The 15,661-nt window shown below is 64.0% G+C and carries 11 protein-coding genes; 4 read left to right on the forward strand and 7 right to left on the reverse strand.

Annotated features, from left to right (window positions below):
• Positions 1 to 449: 449 nt before the first annotated feature.
• The 5 genes from ATK23_RS13185 to ATK23_RS13205 form a co-directional block, all read right to left on the reverse strand.
• Complete coding sequence (locus tag ATK23_RS13185) at positions 450 to 1,571, reverse strand: Fic family protein (protein ID WP_245858423.1); 1,122 nt, start codon at positions 1,569 to 1,571, stop codon at positions 450 to 452.
• Positions 1,572 to 2,120: 549 nt separating this feature from the next.
• Positions 2,121 to 2,957, reverse strand: a complete 837-nt coding sequence (locus ATK23_RS13190; RefSeq protein WP_066142983.1) for a bifunctional allantoicase/(S)-ureidoglycine aminohydrolase — start codon at positions 2,955 to 2,957, stop codon at positions 2,121 to 2,123.
• Between the two features lie 10 nt (positions 2,958 to 2,967).
• Positions 2,968 to 4,221 carry a DUF6986 family protein gene (locus tag ATK23_RS13195; protein ID WP_066142980.1) on the reverse strand — a complete coding sequence of 418 codons (1,254 nt, stop codon included), beginning with the start codon at positions 4,219 to 4,221 and terminating at the stop codon, positions 2,968 to 2,970.
• Entirely contained in the window at positions 4,218 to 5,849 is a 1,632-nt protein-coding gene (gene aceB / locus ATK23_RS13200; RefSeq protein ID WP_066142977.1) for a malate synthase A, read from the reverse strand. Before aceB ends, ATK23_RS13195 begins: the two co-directional genes overlap by 4 nt.
• 80 nt (positions 5,850 to 5,929) lie before the next feature.
• Positions 5,930 to 7,315, reverse strand: coding sequence for an NAD-dependent malic enzyme (locus tag ATK23_RS13205; protein WP_066142974.1), 1,386 nt, complete (start codon positions 7,313 to 7,315; stop codon positions 5,930 to 5,932).
• 217 nt (positions 7,316 to 7,532) lie between these two features.
• Here ATK23_RS13205 and ATK23_RS13210 point away from each other — a divergent pair, with 217 nt between their 5' ends.
• Together ATK23_RS13210 and ATK23_RS13215 are read left to right on the forward strand one after the other, a co-directional pair.
• A complete protein-coding gene (locus ATK23_RS13210) occupies positions 7,533 to 8,306 on the forward strand; it encodes an IclR family transcriptional regulator (RefSeq protein WP_066142971.1) in 774 nt (257 codons plus the stop codon).
• Between the two features lie 134 nt (positions 8,307 to 8,440).
• Positions 8,441 to 10,162: a 3-ketosteroid-delta-1-dehydrogenase gene (locus tag ATK23_RS13215; RefSeq protein ID WP_066142968.1), complete on the forward strand. Its 1,722-nt coding sequence runs from the start codon at positions 8,441 to 8,443 to the stop codon at positions 10,160 to 10,162.
• Positions 10,163 to 10,185: 23 nt separating this feature from the next.
• Here the strand turns inward: ATK23_RS13215 and ATK23_RS13220 are convergent, their stop codons facing one another.
• Together ATK23_RS13220 and ATK23_RS13225 are read right to left on the reverse strand one after the other, a co-directional pair.
• Complete coding sequence (locus tag ATK23_RS13220; RefSeq protein WP_066142965.1) at positions 10,186 to 12,039, reverse strand: ABC transporter ATP-binding protein; 1,854 nt, start codon at positions 12,037 to 12,039, stop codon at positions 10,186 to 10,188.
• Between the two features lie 862 nt (positions 12,040 to 12,901).
• The gene (locus tag ATK23_RS13225; protein ID WP_066142963.1) at positions 12,902 to 13,498 is read right to left on the reverse strand and encodes a TetR family transcriptional regulator; all 597 of its coding nucleotides are present in this window, start codon (positions 13,496 to 13,498) and stop codon (positions 12,902 to 12,904) included.
• Between the two features lie 194 nt (positions 13,499 to 13,692).
• Between ATK23_RS13225 and ATK23_RS13230 the strand changes: the two genes are divergently transcribed.
• Both ATK23_RS13230 and ATK23_RS13235 read left to right on the forward strand, forming a co-directional pair.
• Positions 13,693 to 14,721 carry an aldo/keto reductase gene (locus tag ATK23_RS13230; protein ID WP_066142960.1) on the forward strand — a complete coding sequence of 343 codons (1,029 nt, stop codon included), beginning with the start codon at positions 13,693 to 13,695 and terminating at the stop codon, positions 14,719 to 14,721.
• Between the two features lie 75 nt (positions 14,722 to 14,796).
• On the forward strand, positions 14,797 to 15,591 hold the full coding sequence (locus ATK23_RS13235) for a carbon-nitrogen hydrolase family protein (RefSeq protein WP_066142957.1): 795 nt from the start codon (positions 14,797 to 14,799) through the stop codon (positions 15,589 to 15,591).
• Positions 15,592 to 15,661 lie beyond the last annotated feature (70 nt).

Raw genomic sequence — 15,661 nt, forward strand, 5'->3', positions numbered from 1 at the left:
GCGGTCTTTTCGGCCGATCCTTCGTCCGGCCCACTGTACTTGCCTCAAAACCGGTTCACTATTTCAATGATCCTGTCGACACTTTCATCCGGGAAAAGATCCTCAGGTCCATGCGGTGCAAGATCGGTGTAGGGGCTCTCGTACAGCGCTCGGCATCCATCCTGCCGCCGCGGGTCAACTGCGCAACAATCACGTCGATCTATGGAACGCGCACTCAATGACTCCGGCACGCAGGCGGTTGCGTCATATCAAGAATAGGAAGAGATGCCGCACTGCGCGCATACAGGCTCTCTTACGAGAATTCCACGGTGGTGCCATTCGGAAAGTCATGAGCGCCCGGCCTGCTTCACTGCCCGTAGCGCTCTCGGTGGCACGATCCACGGAAATGCTCCTGCTATTGGCCGGGCCCTGGGAGCCGGCGAATTCCGCTGCCGCCGTTGCCAGGCCCGCTACAACCCGGCACGCATGACCTGCTGGATGCGACGGTCCAAGTCATCAAGTTCGGCCATCACTTCAGAAGCTGCCCAGACGCGGTCCTTTTTCCTCCCGGTAATCTCTTCGATAAAGCCCGCCTTCTCAAGCTGGTCAATAACCCGATAGGTTTGGCTGATAGCTCCGGCTCCGGCAGCCCGGTCAATCTCAGAAGTAGACATGACCGGGTGGTCATGGAACGCGCCGATGAGGCGACTGGCAACCGAGCCGGCGCGAGGACGAAGCTCTGCACTCCACTGCGCGGGCATCGACTTCAGACGCGCAATCGTCTCGCGTGAGGCCAGGGCCGCGGCACGTGCTGACTGTGCGAACAGCAGGATCAACGGGGACGGCTGACCTTGACGGTACGAACCAAGCGCAGCGAAATAGTCTTCGCGGCGGGCTAGCAACCCACTGGCGAGCGGGACGACTGCGTTCCGGGTGACTCCCCGTCGACGAAGCACAGCGGAAACCAAGGCGCGGCCAATACGTCCGTTCCCGTCTGTGAAGGCGTGAATCGATTCGAATTGGGCATGTCCTATCGCCGCCTGGACCAGCACAGGCACATCATCACGGTTGAGGTAGGAGATTAGGTCATTCATCAGCTCGCCGACTCGCTCGGGAGCTGGTGGCACGTGCAAGGCTCCACGTGGGGAATAATCACTGCCGCCGATCCAATTCTGCATGTCACGGAAACGGCCGGCATAGTCTGACTCCTCTTGATCATCAACCATGAGTGCCCGGTGTGCGCTCGTGAATTGACCGATATGGAACTCACCTCGCATTCCCACCGCGGCAATCAATTCATGCAACGCCGTCGATGCAGCGACCATGCTCGTTGCAGAAGTATTGGCTCTGTGACCCGCCATAGCCTTGGCATAATCACGAGCCGAAGCGTTGATGCGTTCAATCTTCGAAGAAGCCACCGACTCACTTCGAACCATGAAGCGGCTCAGTGCCGCAGAATGGCCCTCGGCATCCGTGTCGGCTTGAGCCACGGCAAGCAGTGCCTGTTCTGAAGCTAGAGTCTCCGGCAAGGACGGGGCGTAGTCCAGCCGCGCGATCAAGGGCGGGATGGTAGCCTCGACGCTGGAAAACATCCGATCTTCTCGGGTTCCGCCACGAACCTTTTGGCTCCACGGCAGCCTCTCAATCCCATGCGCCGGCCACGGGCTCGCTCCACGATCACTCATGCATGCGACTCTACCAACTTAAATTCTCGTTTAGGATAGATAAAAGCGAATTTGATTGCCTAGATTCGCGTTCTTGTCACGAGCACCGATCTATGCGGCTCCACTCTGCGGCTTTTGTACCGCGATGCCAATGAGTGAACCATCTTGGGAGCTGAGTCGATCCATTAATGGGCCCCACTTCCAAGACAGCCAACGTTGGCTGATTTCGCGCTTCCCTCGCCTGCCCGGATGCCAACCGATATTTCCGATATTTGTGGTGCATGGTTCCTGATAATCGTTTGGTCCTCAGGCAACAGCCGGGAACCCAAAACCAAAGGCCGCAACCCGCGCGACCCGGCCGTCAGCCCACCACGTCCGAGCAAAGGAAACATCACTGGAACATGAAAAGGACACGGTGCGCCGATAGTCGGCGGGTCAGCGCGGGGTGCGGCCCCGGCAGACTCTGGAAATGAACGCTTACAACGCGATCTGGCGGTTCTGGTCCTTGTAGAGCAGGTAGCGGAAGTTCTCCGGCCCACCGGCGTAGCAAGCCTGCGGGCAGAAGGCGCGAAGGGACATGTAGTCCCCGGCCTCGACCTCGACCCAGTCGCCATTCATCCGGTACACGCCCTTGCCTTCCAGCACATACAGGCCGTGCTCCATGACATGGGTTTCAGCGAACGGGATGGATGCACCTGGTTCAAAGGTCACGATGTTCACACCGAAGTCGAAGGCCACATCGTTGGGATCCAGCATGCGCGTGGTGCGCCACTTGCCATCGGTGCCCGGCATCGGGCCAGGCTCGATGTCACGTTCGTTGCCCACGACCGGGCCCGGAGCCGCGACGCCGGCCAGGACTTCGTAGCGCTTGCGCAGCCAGTGGAAGCTGGTGGTCTCGGTGCCGTCATTGCGGGCGGACCAGGTGGCGCCGGCTGGCAGGTAGGCGAAGCCGCCGTCCACCAGCACGTGCTCGGTGCCCTCGATGACCAAGGTCAGCTTGCCGGTGAGCACGAAGATGAATCCCTGCACCTCGGCCTGCGGTTCCGGCTTATCTGCCCCGCCGCCGGGGGCGACTTCCACGATGGACTGGGCGAAGGTGGTGGCCCCGCCGGCTACCGGGCGGTTCAGCACCCAGGCACGGGTGTTGGTCCACTCGGGGAAGACGCTGGTGACGATGTCGCGCAGCACGCCCTTCGGGATGATCGTGTAGGCCTCGGTGACGATGGCGCGGTCGGTGAGCAGATCGCTCTGCGGCGGGTGGCCGCCGAAGTTCGAGTAGTAGGACGAGGAATTCTGGATGGCAGGAACAGTCATGGTGTAGTCCTTAGGCGTGGGAGCGGTTCAAGGCGATCGCCTCGAGTTCGGGCAGGGTGATCTGGGCCAGTTCGGTGACCTCGTCGGCGGTGACCGCACCGCAGGCGACCCCGCGGTGGATGTAGCGGGCCAGGGCACGCGCGGTGGCTGGCTCGTCCATGATGGCCGAGTTGATCTGGTGGACGTAGTTGCGCAACCGGGTGCCGGCGGCCTGAAGTCCCTCGCGGAAGAAGGCGAAGGTGGCCAGGTAGCGGGTGACCAGCTGGTTCTCGTGCATATCCCAGCCCTGGTAGATGCCGCGGGCCAGATGGCGGGAGACCAGCCGGGCGTGCAGCTCCCAGGCGGCCGCGATGTTCTCCGGGTCGCCGGCAGGGATGATGTTGGTGGAGCCGTCGGACAGTTCCACGCCGGTGCCGGCCACGGCAACCTGCATGACGTCCTTGGCGAAGTCCGCCACCGGGTGCTCCATGGACTGGTAGCCGGCGGCCACGCCCAGCGAGGCGGAGTAGTCGTAGGTGCCGTAGTGCAGGGAGGAGACCCGGCCCTTGCCGGCATGGATCAACTGGGCGACCGGGTGGGTCCCGTCCGCGGCGATGATCACCTGCGGGGTCTCGACCTGGACCTCGAAGCGGATGCGCCCGGCTTCCAGGCCGTGGGCTTCCTCCAGCTTCTCGGCCAGGAAGACCATGGCCTGGACCTGGTCCACGGTGGTGACCTTCGGCAGCGTCAGGCGCAGCCCCTCGGGCAGGGGGCCGTTGGCGACCAGGCGCGAGATGAACAGGTCCAGGGTGCGGATGCCGCGGGCCCGGGTGGGGGCCTCGAAGCACTTGAAGCGGATGCCGATGCAGGCCGGGGCCTTGCCGGCGGCTACCGCCGCGGACACCGAGTCGGCCGCGGCAAGCACTGCCGCGTCCTCCTCGGCATCCGTGCGGTTGCCGTAGCCGTCTTCAAAGTCCAGGCGCAAATCTTCGATGGGTTCGCTTGCCAGCTTCGCGGCCACCAGGTCACCCAGGCGTTCGGGCTCGGCCAGATTCAGCTTGGCGGCCAGCTTGGCCAGGCCCGCGGCGTTGCCGGCGGCGGCCAGGGCGTTGGAGCCCCAGGCATCCGGCAGGCCGACGGTGAACTTGTCCCCCGGCACGTACACTGTGTGCACCGGCTGGCGGGCTCCGGTATCCCCCGGGTAGGAGGTTTCCAGCAGCCGGTCGGTGGCGGCCAGCTTGGCTTCTACGCTGGCAAGCGTGGACTCATCGAAGGTGTTGCTCATGGCTTGGTCACGTATTCCTTTTCCAAGAGTTCGTAGGCTGGGGTGGTGAGGAAGTCTGCGAAGTCCTCGTCCTTGCCGCTGGTCAGTTTCGCGATCAGTTCCGCTGCCGGCTGGTAGTAGGCGTTGAAGTGCTCTTCATTGTCGACCTCCGAGCGCAGGCGTTCAACCTCTTCGGCCAGGATGCCGGCCACCAGTTCGGCGGTGATGGTGTTGCCGGTGTCGGCGGCGACCACCTGGTTGCGGATCTGCTGCCAGATCTGCGAGCGCGAGATCTCGGCGGTCGCGGCGTCTTCCATCAGGTTGTGGATGGCAACCGCGCCGTTGCCCGAGAGCCAGACAGCCACGTAGTTCACCGCAACGTAGAGGTTAGCGCGCACGCCGGCCTCGGTGACGTCGCCGGGGGCGCTGGCCACGTCCAGCAGCTGGGCTGCGGTGACCTCGACCTCCGGACGCTGGCGATCGATCTGGTTCGGCTTCTCGCCGAGCTTCGCGTCGAAGATCTCCTTGCACAGCTCGACCAGGTCCGGGTGGGCCACCCAGGAGCCGTCGAATCCGTCGTTCGCCTCGCGGGACTTGTCCTCGCGGACCTTGTCGAAGGCGGCGGCGGTGACCTCGGGTTCGCGGCGGTTCGGGATGAACGCGGCCATGCCGCCCATCGCGAAGGCCCCGCGCTTGTGGCAGGTCTTGACCAGCAGCTCGGTATAGGCGCGCATCATCGGCGCGGTCATCGACACGGCCGAGCGGTCGGGCATGATGAACGCTTCGCCGGCTTCGCGGAAGGTCTTGATGATGGAGAAGAGGTAGTCCCAGCGGCCTGCGTTCAGGCCCGAGGCGTGCTCGCGCAGCTCGTAGAGGAACTCTTCCATCTGGAAGGCGGCCGGAATGGTCTCGATGAGCATAGTGGCGCGCACGGTGCCGTGGGCGATGCCCAGCTCGGCCTGGGCGAAGGTGAAGACCTCGTTCCACAGGCGCGATTCCAGGTAGTGCTCCATCTTCGGCAGGTAGTAGAACGGTCCCTGGCCGGATTCGGCGAGCACCTTCGCGTTGTGGAAGAAATGCAGGCCGAAGTCCACCAGCGCGCCCACGGCCGGCTTGCCGTCGATGAGCACGTTGTTCTCCGGCAGGTGCCAGCCGCGGGGGCGGACCACCACGACAGCGCGCGGGGCGTCGGTGCGCAGCGCGTAGGACTTGCCGGTCTTCGCATCGGTGAAGGCCAGGGTGCCGCGGGCGGCGGCCGAGAGGTTGGAAATCGCATCGATGACGTTGAACCAGCTCGGGGTCGAGGCATCTTCCAGGTCTGCCAGCCAGACCTTGGCGCCGGAGTTCAGCGCGTTGATCGCCATCTTGGCCGGGGAGGCCGGGCCGGTGATCTCCACGCGGCGGTCCTTGAGCGCCTCGGGCGCTTCGGCGACTTTCCAGTCGCCGGTGCGCACGGCTTCGGTCTCCGGGTCGAAGTCGATGGACTTGGCGGCGGAGAACTGCTCGCGGCGCACGCCGCGGGCGGCGAGCAGCTCGTCGCGGGTGCCGGCGAACTTCTGGTGCAGCTTCTCGATGAAGGCCAGCGCCTCGTCGGAGAGGATCTGCTGGGCATGGGCGACATCGGGGATGCTGGTGATTTCAATACTCATGGGTTGTTCCTTAACCTCTTGTGCTCTGTTCCATTGAAAGGGTGCGTTGACATGCACCCTTGGGTCTTGCTGCGCAGCGCCTACTTGGCAGCGGCTGCGTCCTGCACCGCCAGTGCGACATCGGAGGCGACCTGTGGGTCGAATACCGACGGGATGATGAATCCTGGGTTCAGCTCTGATTCGCTGACTCGGGCGGCAATGGCATCCGCGGCGGCCAGGAGCATGGCGTCGGTGATCTCGGTGACGCCTGCATCCAGCAGCCCGCGGAAGAAACCTGGGAATGCCAGGACGTTGTTGATCTGGTTCGGGAAGTCGCTGCGCCCGGTGGCGACCACTGCGGCGTGGCGGCCTGCAATCTCCGGGTCCACCTCGGGGTCCGGGTTGGCCATGGCGAAGACGACGGCGCGCTCGTTCATCGCGGCGATATCCGCTTCGTCCAGCACGTTCGGGGCCGAGACGCCGATGAAGACATCTGCGCCAACGACGGCTTCCTTCAGGGTGCCGGTGAAGTTCTCCGGGTTGGTGTTCTGAGAGAGCCAGATGCGGTGCGCATCGGTGTAGCTCTCGTTGCGGCTGATCGCGCCGTTGCGTCCGCAGGCGATGATGTTCTTTGCGCCGCGGGCCATGAGCAGCTGGATGATCGCGTTGCCGGCCGCGCCGACACCGGAAACCACGATGCGCAGGTCCTCGATCTTCTTGTCCACGACTTTCACCGCGTTCAGCAATGCGGCCAGCGTGACAATTGCGGTGCCGTGCTGGTCGTCGTGGAAGACCGGGATGTCCAGCTCCTCGCGCAGCCGCGCTTCGATCTCGAAGCAGCGCGGGGCGGCGATGTCCTCGAGGTTCACCCCGCCGTAGACCGGGGCCAGCGCCTTGACGATCTTGATGATCTCCTCGGTGTCCTGGGTGTCCAGGCAGACCGGCCAGGCATCGACATCGGCGAACTGCTTGAACAGCGCGGCCTTGCCTTCCATGACCGGCAGGGCCGCGGCCGGGCCGATATTGCCCAGGCCCAGCACTGCCGAGCCGTCGGTGACCACTGCGATGGTGTTGCGCTTGACCGTCAGGTTGCGCGCATCGGCAGGGTTCTCTGCGATGGCCATGCAGACACGGGCAACACCGGGGGTGTAGGCGCGGGAGAGGTCGTCGCGGTTTCGCAGGGCCACCTTGGGGGTGACCGAGAGCTTGCCGCCCAGGTGCATCAGGAAGGTGCGGTCCGAGACGTTGCGCACGCTCACGCCGTCGAGGTTGTCCAGTGCAGCGCGCACGGTCTCGCCGTGGGCCACGTCGGTGGTGTTGCAGGAAACGTCCACCACCATGTGGGTGTGGTTCGACTCGGTGACATCCAAGGCCGTGATGTGCGCGCCGGCCGAGCCGACAGCGCCAGCCAGTTCGCTGGTCGCGGTAATCGACGCAGGCGTCTGGACGCGAAGGGTGAGTGAATATCCCGGGCTTGGTGCTGCCATCTGATCCTCCTGTAAAAGTTTTCCGTATAGTGGATACTATTATCCTCAAAATGAAAATGCAAGAGTGTTTTGTGGCGCGGGGCACGATTTTTGACGGCTTAATATCGGATCGTGGAAGAAATGGCCGATTCTGCGCTATTCTTGGGACAAGGATTTCGCATCGTAGAAGTAATGCGCAGTCCGTTTCCGAAAACCACTGCCTGCACAAGGAGCAAAGATGACGCAGACTGCCAGCAAGTCCACCACCGGCGGCGTCCAGTCCGTCGAACGCGCTTTTGAGCTCCTGGAAGTCATCGCGCGGGCCGGCGGCGAAGCGGCGCTCAGCGAGCTGGCCGCCGATACTCCCCTGCCGTTGCCGACCATCCACCGATTGCTGCGCACCCTGGTGGGCGTGGGCTACGTGCGCCAGCTGCCCAATCGCCGCTACTCGCTGGGCCCGCGGCTGATCCGCCTCGGCGAGGTCGCCAACCGCCAGCTGGGCGCTCTGGCCTCTCCTGCCCTGAAGGAACTGGTCGCGAAGCTGGGCGAATCGGCGAATATCGCGGTGCTCGATGGCGATATGGTCACCTACATCGCCCAGGTCCAGTCGGCGCATTCGATGCGCATGATCACCGAAGTAGGCCGCCGCGCCATGCTGCACAACTCCGGGGTCGGCAAGGCCGTGCTCTCGGTGCTCGATGACGAGCGCGTGCAGCGCCTGGTCTCGCAGGCGGGCATGCCGCCGAAGACCGCCAATACCATCACCACCCTGGGCAAGCTGTTCACCGATGTCGAGGCCACCCGCGAGCGCGGCTACGCCGTCGACGAGGAAGAGCAGGAATTGGGCGTCCGCTGCATCGCCGTGCCGGTTCCGGGCGCACCCACGCCGATGGCAATTTCGGTCTCCGGCCCGGTCACCCGCGTGGACGACGAGTTCACGAAGAAGGCCGTTCCGGTATTGCAGGAAGCCGCCCGCGAGCTCGGCCGCCAGCTGGTGGCCGCCGCCGACTAGCCAGGCGGTTCCTCCGTCCTCGGTGAACTGCGCTTGTCCCTTCCAACGGGACTGCACCGCCTGCGCGACCAGCTGCTCGGCTAGCGTGAGCTGGCAAAAGGGCTGGGGCCCGGCATCGCGCAGAGGAGTCTGACATGGCATCGAAAACCGTTCTTGCACCCGTCACCATCGATCAGCACGAAGTCGACCTGCTGGTCATCGGCTCCGGCACCGGGCTGGCCACCGCGTTGGCCGCGAAGGAACTGGGCCTGGACGTTGCAGTGGCCGAGAAGACCAAATACGTGGGCGGCTCCACTGCCCGCTCCGGTGGCGCCTTCTGGATTCCCGCCAACCCGGTGCTCAAGCGCGAGGGCGCCGTCGACTCCCTGGAGCGCGGCGAGAAGTACATCGCATCCGTGGTGGAAGGCTCCGGCCCGGCCGAGCGCTGGAAGGCCTTCCTTCAGCACGGCGACGAAACCGTGAAGATGCTCGAGCGCATGACCCAGCTGAGCTTCTTCTGGGCCAAGGGCTACAGCGACTACCATCCCGAAGAACCGGGAGGCAGCGCCGCGGGCCGCTCGGTCGAGTCGCGCCCCTTCGACCTGAACAAGCTCGGCGGCCAGCTGGGCCGCTTCCAGCCAGCCACCATGGCCGCCCCGATGCCGATGCCGGTGACCGGCGCGGACTACAAGTGGATGAACCTCATTGCCAAGGCCCCGCACAAGGCCTTCCCGCGCATCGCCAAGCGTCTCATCCAGGGTGCCGGAGGGCTGCTGATCGGCCGCAACTACAGCGCCGGCGGCCAGGCCATCGCCGGCGGCATGTACGCCGGGGCGCTGGATGCGGGCATCCCGGTCTGGACCGAAGCGAAGCTGGTGGATCTCGAATTCACCGATTCGGCGGTCACCGGAGCGGTCCTGGAGCAGGGCGGCGAACGGGTGAGCGTGCGCGCCAAGCACGGCGTGGTGCTGGCCGCCGGCGGCTACGACCACAATATGGCGATGCGCCAGGAGCACCAGAGCCCGTCGCTCATCGAGGACCTGAGCCTGGGCGCCAAGGGCAACCACGGCGACGCCATCCAGTTGGCGCAAAAGCACAACGCCCAGCTGGCAAGCATGCAGCAGGCCTGGTGGTTCCCGGCAGTGGCTCCGCTCAAGCCCGGATCCTCGCCGAAGGTCCTGCTGGCCGAGCGATCGCTGCCCGGATCGTTCATGGTGGACCAGTCAGGGCGCCGATTCATCAACGAATCCACCGACTACATGGGCTTCGGGCAGGAAATCCTGCGTCGCGAAGCGGATGGCGACCCCGTGGGATCGATGTGGCTGATCTTCGACCAGGCCTACCGCGACAGCTACATCTTCGCCGGGCAATGCTACCCGCGGATGGCGCTTCCGAAGTCCTGGTACAAGGCCGGGATAGCACACAAGTCCTCGTCCATCGGCCAGCTTGCGGAGAAGATCAATGTTCCCGCACAGGTGCTGGAACAGACCCTGGAAGCATTCAACGAGGGTGCCGGTACCGGAATCGACGACCAGTTCGGACGTGGCGAGTCAGCCTACGACCGCTACTACGGCGACCCGACCCAGCAGCCGAACCCGAACCTGCGCGCACTGGGTGGCAAGGCCTACTACGCGGTGAAGATCGTGCTCTCGGACCTGGGCACCTGCGGCGGCGTGATGACCGATGCCCATGGCCGGGCGCTGGGCACCTCCGGCGAGGTCATCGAGGGGCTCTACGCCCAGGGCAATACCGCCGCGAATATCTTCGGCAACGTCTACCCGGGGGCCGGGGCCACCATTGGCCAGGGGCTGGTCTTCGGCACCATCATCGCCACCCATGCAGCGCAGAAGGCCAGTGAACTGGCCGCCAGCGCCTAGGCCTTCTTCGCGTCCGGGAGCGGCTACTGCGCGAACTGGGTTTCATGCAGCTCGCTGTAGCGCCCGCCCAATGCCAGCAGCTCGCTGTGCGTGCCGCGCTCTAGAATTCGTCCGCCCTCCACGACCAGGATCTGGTCCGCGGAGCGGATGGTCGACAGGCGGTGGGCGATGATCAGCGCGGTGCGGTTTTCCAGCGCTTCGCCCAGCGCCGCCTGCACCGCGGCCTCATTCGACGAATCCAGGGCCGCGGTTGCCTCATCCAGGATGACCACCTGCGGCGCGGCCAGCAGCAGACGGGCAATGGTCATGCGCTGGCGTTCGCCGCCGGAGAGCCGGTAGCCGCGCTCCCCCACCACGGTGTCCAGTCCATCGGGCAGGGCGGCGATCACGGGCTTGAGCCGGGCGCGCTCCAGCGCTTCCCATATCTGCTCTTCGGTTGCTTCCGGCCGGGCCAGGGCCAGGTTGGAGCGGATGCTCTCGTGGAACAGGTGGCCGTCCTGGGTCACCATGGACACAGTTGACCGTAGCGAATCCAGCTTGAGCTGCCGGATATCCTCGCCAGCCAGTTCGACGCTGCCCGAGTCCACGTCATACAGGCGGGCCAGCAGCGAGGCGATAGTGGATTTGCCGGCGCCGGAGGAACCCACCAGCGCATAGGTCTGGCCTGCCGGGATCTCGAAGTCGATATCATGCAGGACTTCTTCGCCGCCCCGGGTGTCCAGGACTGCCACTTCCTCCAGCGAGGCCAACGAGACCTTGTCCGCGCTCGGGTAGGAGAAGTTCACGTGGTTGAACTTCACCGGCACCGCGCCGACCTCAAGCCGGCGGGCATCCGGCGCATCGGCAATCAGCGGCTGAAGGTCCAGCACCTCGAAGACGCGGTCGAAGCTGACCAGCGCGCTGGTGATTTCCACGCGGGCGTTGGCTAGTGCGGTCAGCGGCGTGTAGAGGCGGGTGAGCAGCATGCCCAGAACCACCACGTCGCCGGCGGCCAGATCGCCGCGCACCGCGTACATGCCGCCCAGGCCGTAGACCAGTGCGAGGGCCAGGGCAGCCACAAGGGTCAGTGCGGCAACGAAGTAGAACTGGCGCATGGCCATCTTGACGCCGATATCGCGCACCTTGCCGGCACGCAACGCGAACTGCTCGGACTCATCCTTGGGCCGGCCGAACAGCTTGATCAGGGTGGCGCCGGGCGCGGAGAAGCGCTCGGTCATCTGGTTGCCCATGGTCGCATTCAGCTCCGCGGATTCACGGCGCAGCAGGGCCACGGACTTGCCGAAATGGCGGGCGGGCAGCAGGAAGATCGGCAGCAGCACCAGTGCGATCAGCGTGACCTGCCACGAGGTGGTGAACATGACTCCGGCGGTGAGCACCAGCGCCACGGTATTGGAAACCAGGCCGGACAGGGTTCCGGCGAAGGCCGACTGCGCGCCGATGACGTCGTTGTTCAAGCGGCTGACCAGCGCACCGGTCCTGGTGCGCGAGAAGAACGCCACCGGCATTTTCTGCACATGGTCGAAGACCGCGGTGCGCAGGTCATAGATGATTCCTTCGCCCAGGCGCGAGGAGAACCAGCGGACGGCTACGGAAACCACGGCATCCAGGATTGCGATCACCGCCATGAGCAGCGCCAGATTGATGATCGTCCGGATGCCAGATTGCGCGACAATCTCGTCTACCACCCGGCCGGCGAGCACCGGGGTGATCACGGCCAGGACGGCGGCCAGGATGGAGAAGATGACGAAGACCAGCAGGCGGGACTTGTAGCTGGAGGCGAACTTCAGCACCCGCTTGGGAGTGGTGGGAGCGTAGGCCTTGCCTTTGTCCCCCGACAGCTTCCACAGCGAATGCCAGGCGGCGCTTTCCATGCTCATTTGCGAGTGCTCTCAATTCTGCCGGAGGTAAACGGTGGATTTCACCTTTGTCCATGATCTCAATAAGCCATCCGCGACTTCTAGGTAGGGTCAGCTTACGGCGGCCAGGCACTGTGAAACAGCTGGATTGCCCGAGGCGCACGTATTGGTATCCATGCATAAGGAACAGCTTCTGCCCCGGGATCATTCCGCGCAGGCTCCCCCTGGAAAAGAGAATCCGGCAATGCTGCGCAAATGCGCGTGTTGCCGGATGCCATTGGCATCAGGTTCGGGATCATCACCTGTCAAACTCTGAGTATTCCATGATCCAGAACGATACTATTCCGTATTTCGAAATTATCTTTTTTCATTACGGAATACTGTGACGTGGCTTACAGTGAACACCATCCAAGCCCCAGGCACATATCTCGGAGGGAGCCAATCCTCAGGAGCAGCCATGAAAATCAAACCCGCAGACGACTTCCGAGTCGCGGAACCAACCCCCAAGAAGCCTTTCTATACTTCTTTGTTCTCCCAGCGTAGCCAACGGCGGCCAGCCTTCACCGAAGTTCGGCGGCGGCCCCTCCCCGGATGCCCTGCCCAAATTCGATATGAGGCCGGCAACTGAAGCAGAAGCGGCTGCGGCCACGCAGAATATCCCCCCCCGATGACGAACGGGCAGAAGCGCGCAGCTGAGGCAGCTACGTTGCCGGCAGGCCAACAGCGGGGAGCCTGACCACAGAGCGGCCGGGTGCACTGGAAATACTCCAGTGCACCCGGCCGTTCCATGTTCCAGCAGCCGCGCTCGCCCGAAGGCGGGCTTCGCTGGATGGCGCTCCAGCCGGAATCCGAAGCCACGATTACGCCATTGGTCCTGGTCCTGCTAGCGTCTGACCGCCCAGTTGTCATCGATCATGGCGGCGAAGTCGAAAGCTTCGTCAAGGATCTCGCGCAACGTGCTGCCGGTGCTGCCAACCCAGCGGTCCAGCGCATGGTCGTACAGGGACAAGCCCAGCAAGGCGGCGGTTTCAGCCAGCCGCTGGTTCGCGCAGAACGGCGAGAGTGCCTGGGCCAGCGCCACCTGCTGCTCACGCAGCGATTCCTGCCAGCTGGCCCGCAGCGCAGGGGTGCTCCTGATCAATTCAATACGGCTGATCATTGTCGCCGGATCCTTTTCAGCGAACTCCACTGCCGACTCAAAGCTGCGGCGCAAGAGCTCGAGCAAGCTCTCCCCCGGCTGCGACGACATGGAGGTAGCCACATCGGAGAAGTGCCCGGTCGTGGAACGCAGCGCGGTAACGACCGCGTCCTCCTTCGAGGAGAAGTAGCGGAAGAACGTCGCGCGGGAAATTCCGATGGCTTGGGCTGCCTGCTGGACGGTGACACTCTCCACGCCTCGTTCAGCGAAAACGGCATAGGCCTGTTCCGCCAACTCGGCTTTCATCTTCTCGCGAACCCGATCGCGAACCATGCTTCCCATGGCAAGAATTTTACTCTGAGATCAATTCACGAAAGTGAGACTCAGTCTCTTTATACAGATCAAAACGAGATCTTCAAGGGTGTGTCGCAGCGGAATCGGTTCACGAGGCTCAATATTTCCTCGAACATGAAGCCATGCCGTTTCCGCTTCGCTAGGCTCGGGTACAGAAAAACCGACTATTGATGAGGACAAGCATGGCACAGCAGATTCCAAACCGCATCGACCTCGGCCAAGGGCTGGAAACCACGGCGCAGGGTTTTGGCTGCATGTCGCTGAGCGGTACCTACGGCGCGGCCGACGATGCCGAATCCTTGCGCACATTGAACCATGTCATTGATCGAGGCGTGACGTTCCTGGATACCGCCAACATCTACGGCGAAGGGCACAACGAAGCCCTGCTGTCCCAGGTGCTGAAAAACCGTCGCGGCGAAGTCACGCTGGCAACCAAGGCAGGTATCGTCCGCCCGCAGAACTCGGGCGATCCACGCGCCAACGGCGACCCCGCCTTCATCAAGAAATGCATGGACGAGAGCCTGCAACGGCTGGGCGTGGACCACGTCGACCTGTACTACTACCATCGCGTGGATTCCCAGGTACCGATTGAGGAGACTGTCGGCGCGTACAAGGAACTGGTCGAAGCAGGGAAAACCCGGTACATCGGATTATCCGAGGTGACCTCCCAGGAGCTGCGCCGAGCCCACGCGGTGCATCCGATTGCCGCGATCCAGATGGAGTATTCGATTTTCAGCCGCGACATCGAGCGCTGGCTGCTGCCTACCGCCCGCGAGCTAGGCGTGGGCCTGGTGGCCTACGCGTCGCTGGGCCGCGGCTATTTCACCGGCGAAGTGGATTCGCTGGAGCAATTGGAAGCGGGCGATATCCGCCGCAACTTCCCGCGCTTCGAGGCGACCTGCATGGAGCACAACCAGCCGCTGCGCCAAGTCATCGCGGATGTGGCCGAACGCGAGAACATCTCCACCGCCCAGGTGTCGCTGGCCTGGGTCTATGAAAAGGCGCGGGCATTCGATGTGGCCGTCTCCCCGATACCGGGAACGCGCTTCAGCGCGCACTTCGACGATAACCTGCAGGCGCTGGACGTCAGCTTGTCCGCGCAGTCCATGTCCGCACTGGATGCCTTGGCCGCCCAGGTGGACGGCGAGCGCCAACAGGACGTGATGTCGGTGTCCAAGGGCCGCGAAGAGGTGCAAATGGCCCAGATGTAGCTCTGCTGATCGCTATTGCGTAGAGTCGTGAGCGGAGCGCATCGCCGCCCGTTGGCCGCAGGAAAGGACTATCCCATGAGAATCGCTTTGGCTCAGGTGCTGAGCACCGCTGATCCCCAGCGCAATTTGGTGACAGTGCGCGATCATGCACGCCAAGCGAAGGAAGCAGGTGCCACGCTAGTGGTCTTTCCCGAGGCGATGCAGGTGTCCTTCGGCCATGATCTCGCCAAGTACGCGCAGGCACTGGATGGCCCGTGGGCTACGCTGATTCGCCAGCAGGCGCGGGACATTGGCATCACCATTGCCGTAGGCATGTTCACCCCTGGTGAGGGCGGACGGGTGCGCAACACTTTGCTGGTCGCCGGTGATGGGGTTGATACCCATTACGACAAGATCCATCTCTACGACGCTTTCGGCTATGCCGAGTCGGATTCGGTGTCACCCGGCCAGTCCCCGGTGCAGTTCGAGCACGAGGGCGCGATCATCGGCCTGGCCACCTGCTACGACCTGCGATTCCCGCGCTTGTTCACCCGCCATGCGCAGGCTGGCGCGTCGATCTGCATTGTCAGCGCTTCGTGGGGCCAGGGCGAGGGCAAAACCGAGCAGTGGACCACGCTGGCCCAGGCTCGCGCCTTGGATTCAACCACGTTCGTGGTGGCAGTGGACCAGGCTGACCCGCAAAGCATTGGCCGCACGGTGACCGGCACGGCGCCTTTGGGCGTCGGGCACTCGCTCGTGGTTGATCCGCTGGGCCGCGTTATCGCCCGAGCCGGAGCGGAGCCCGAGCTGCTGGTTGTCGATTTGGACCTCGAACAGGTGGAGGCAGCGCGCCAGCAGCTTCCGGTGCTGGCCAACGCGGTCGACCTGTAGCCAGGCGGCCGGCTCAGCGGTTCCGGGCCAATTGGTTGCAGCCCAAAAGCTCTTCCACTAGGCCCATCCT

It is taken from the genome of Glutamicibacter nicotianae, from assembly GCF_002797775.1.
GTDB classification, from domain to species: Bacteria; Actinomycetota; Actinomycetes; order Actinomycetales; family Micrococcaceae; genus Glutamicibacter; species Glutamicibacter nicotianae.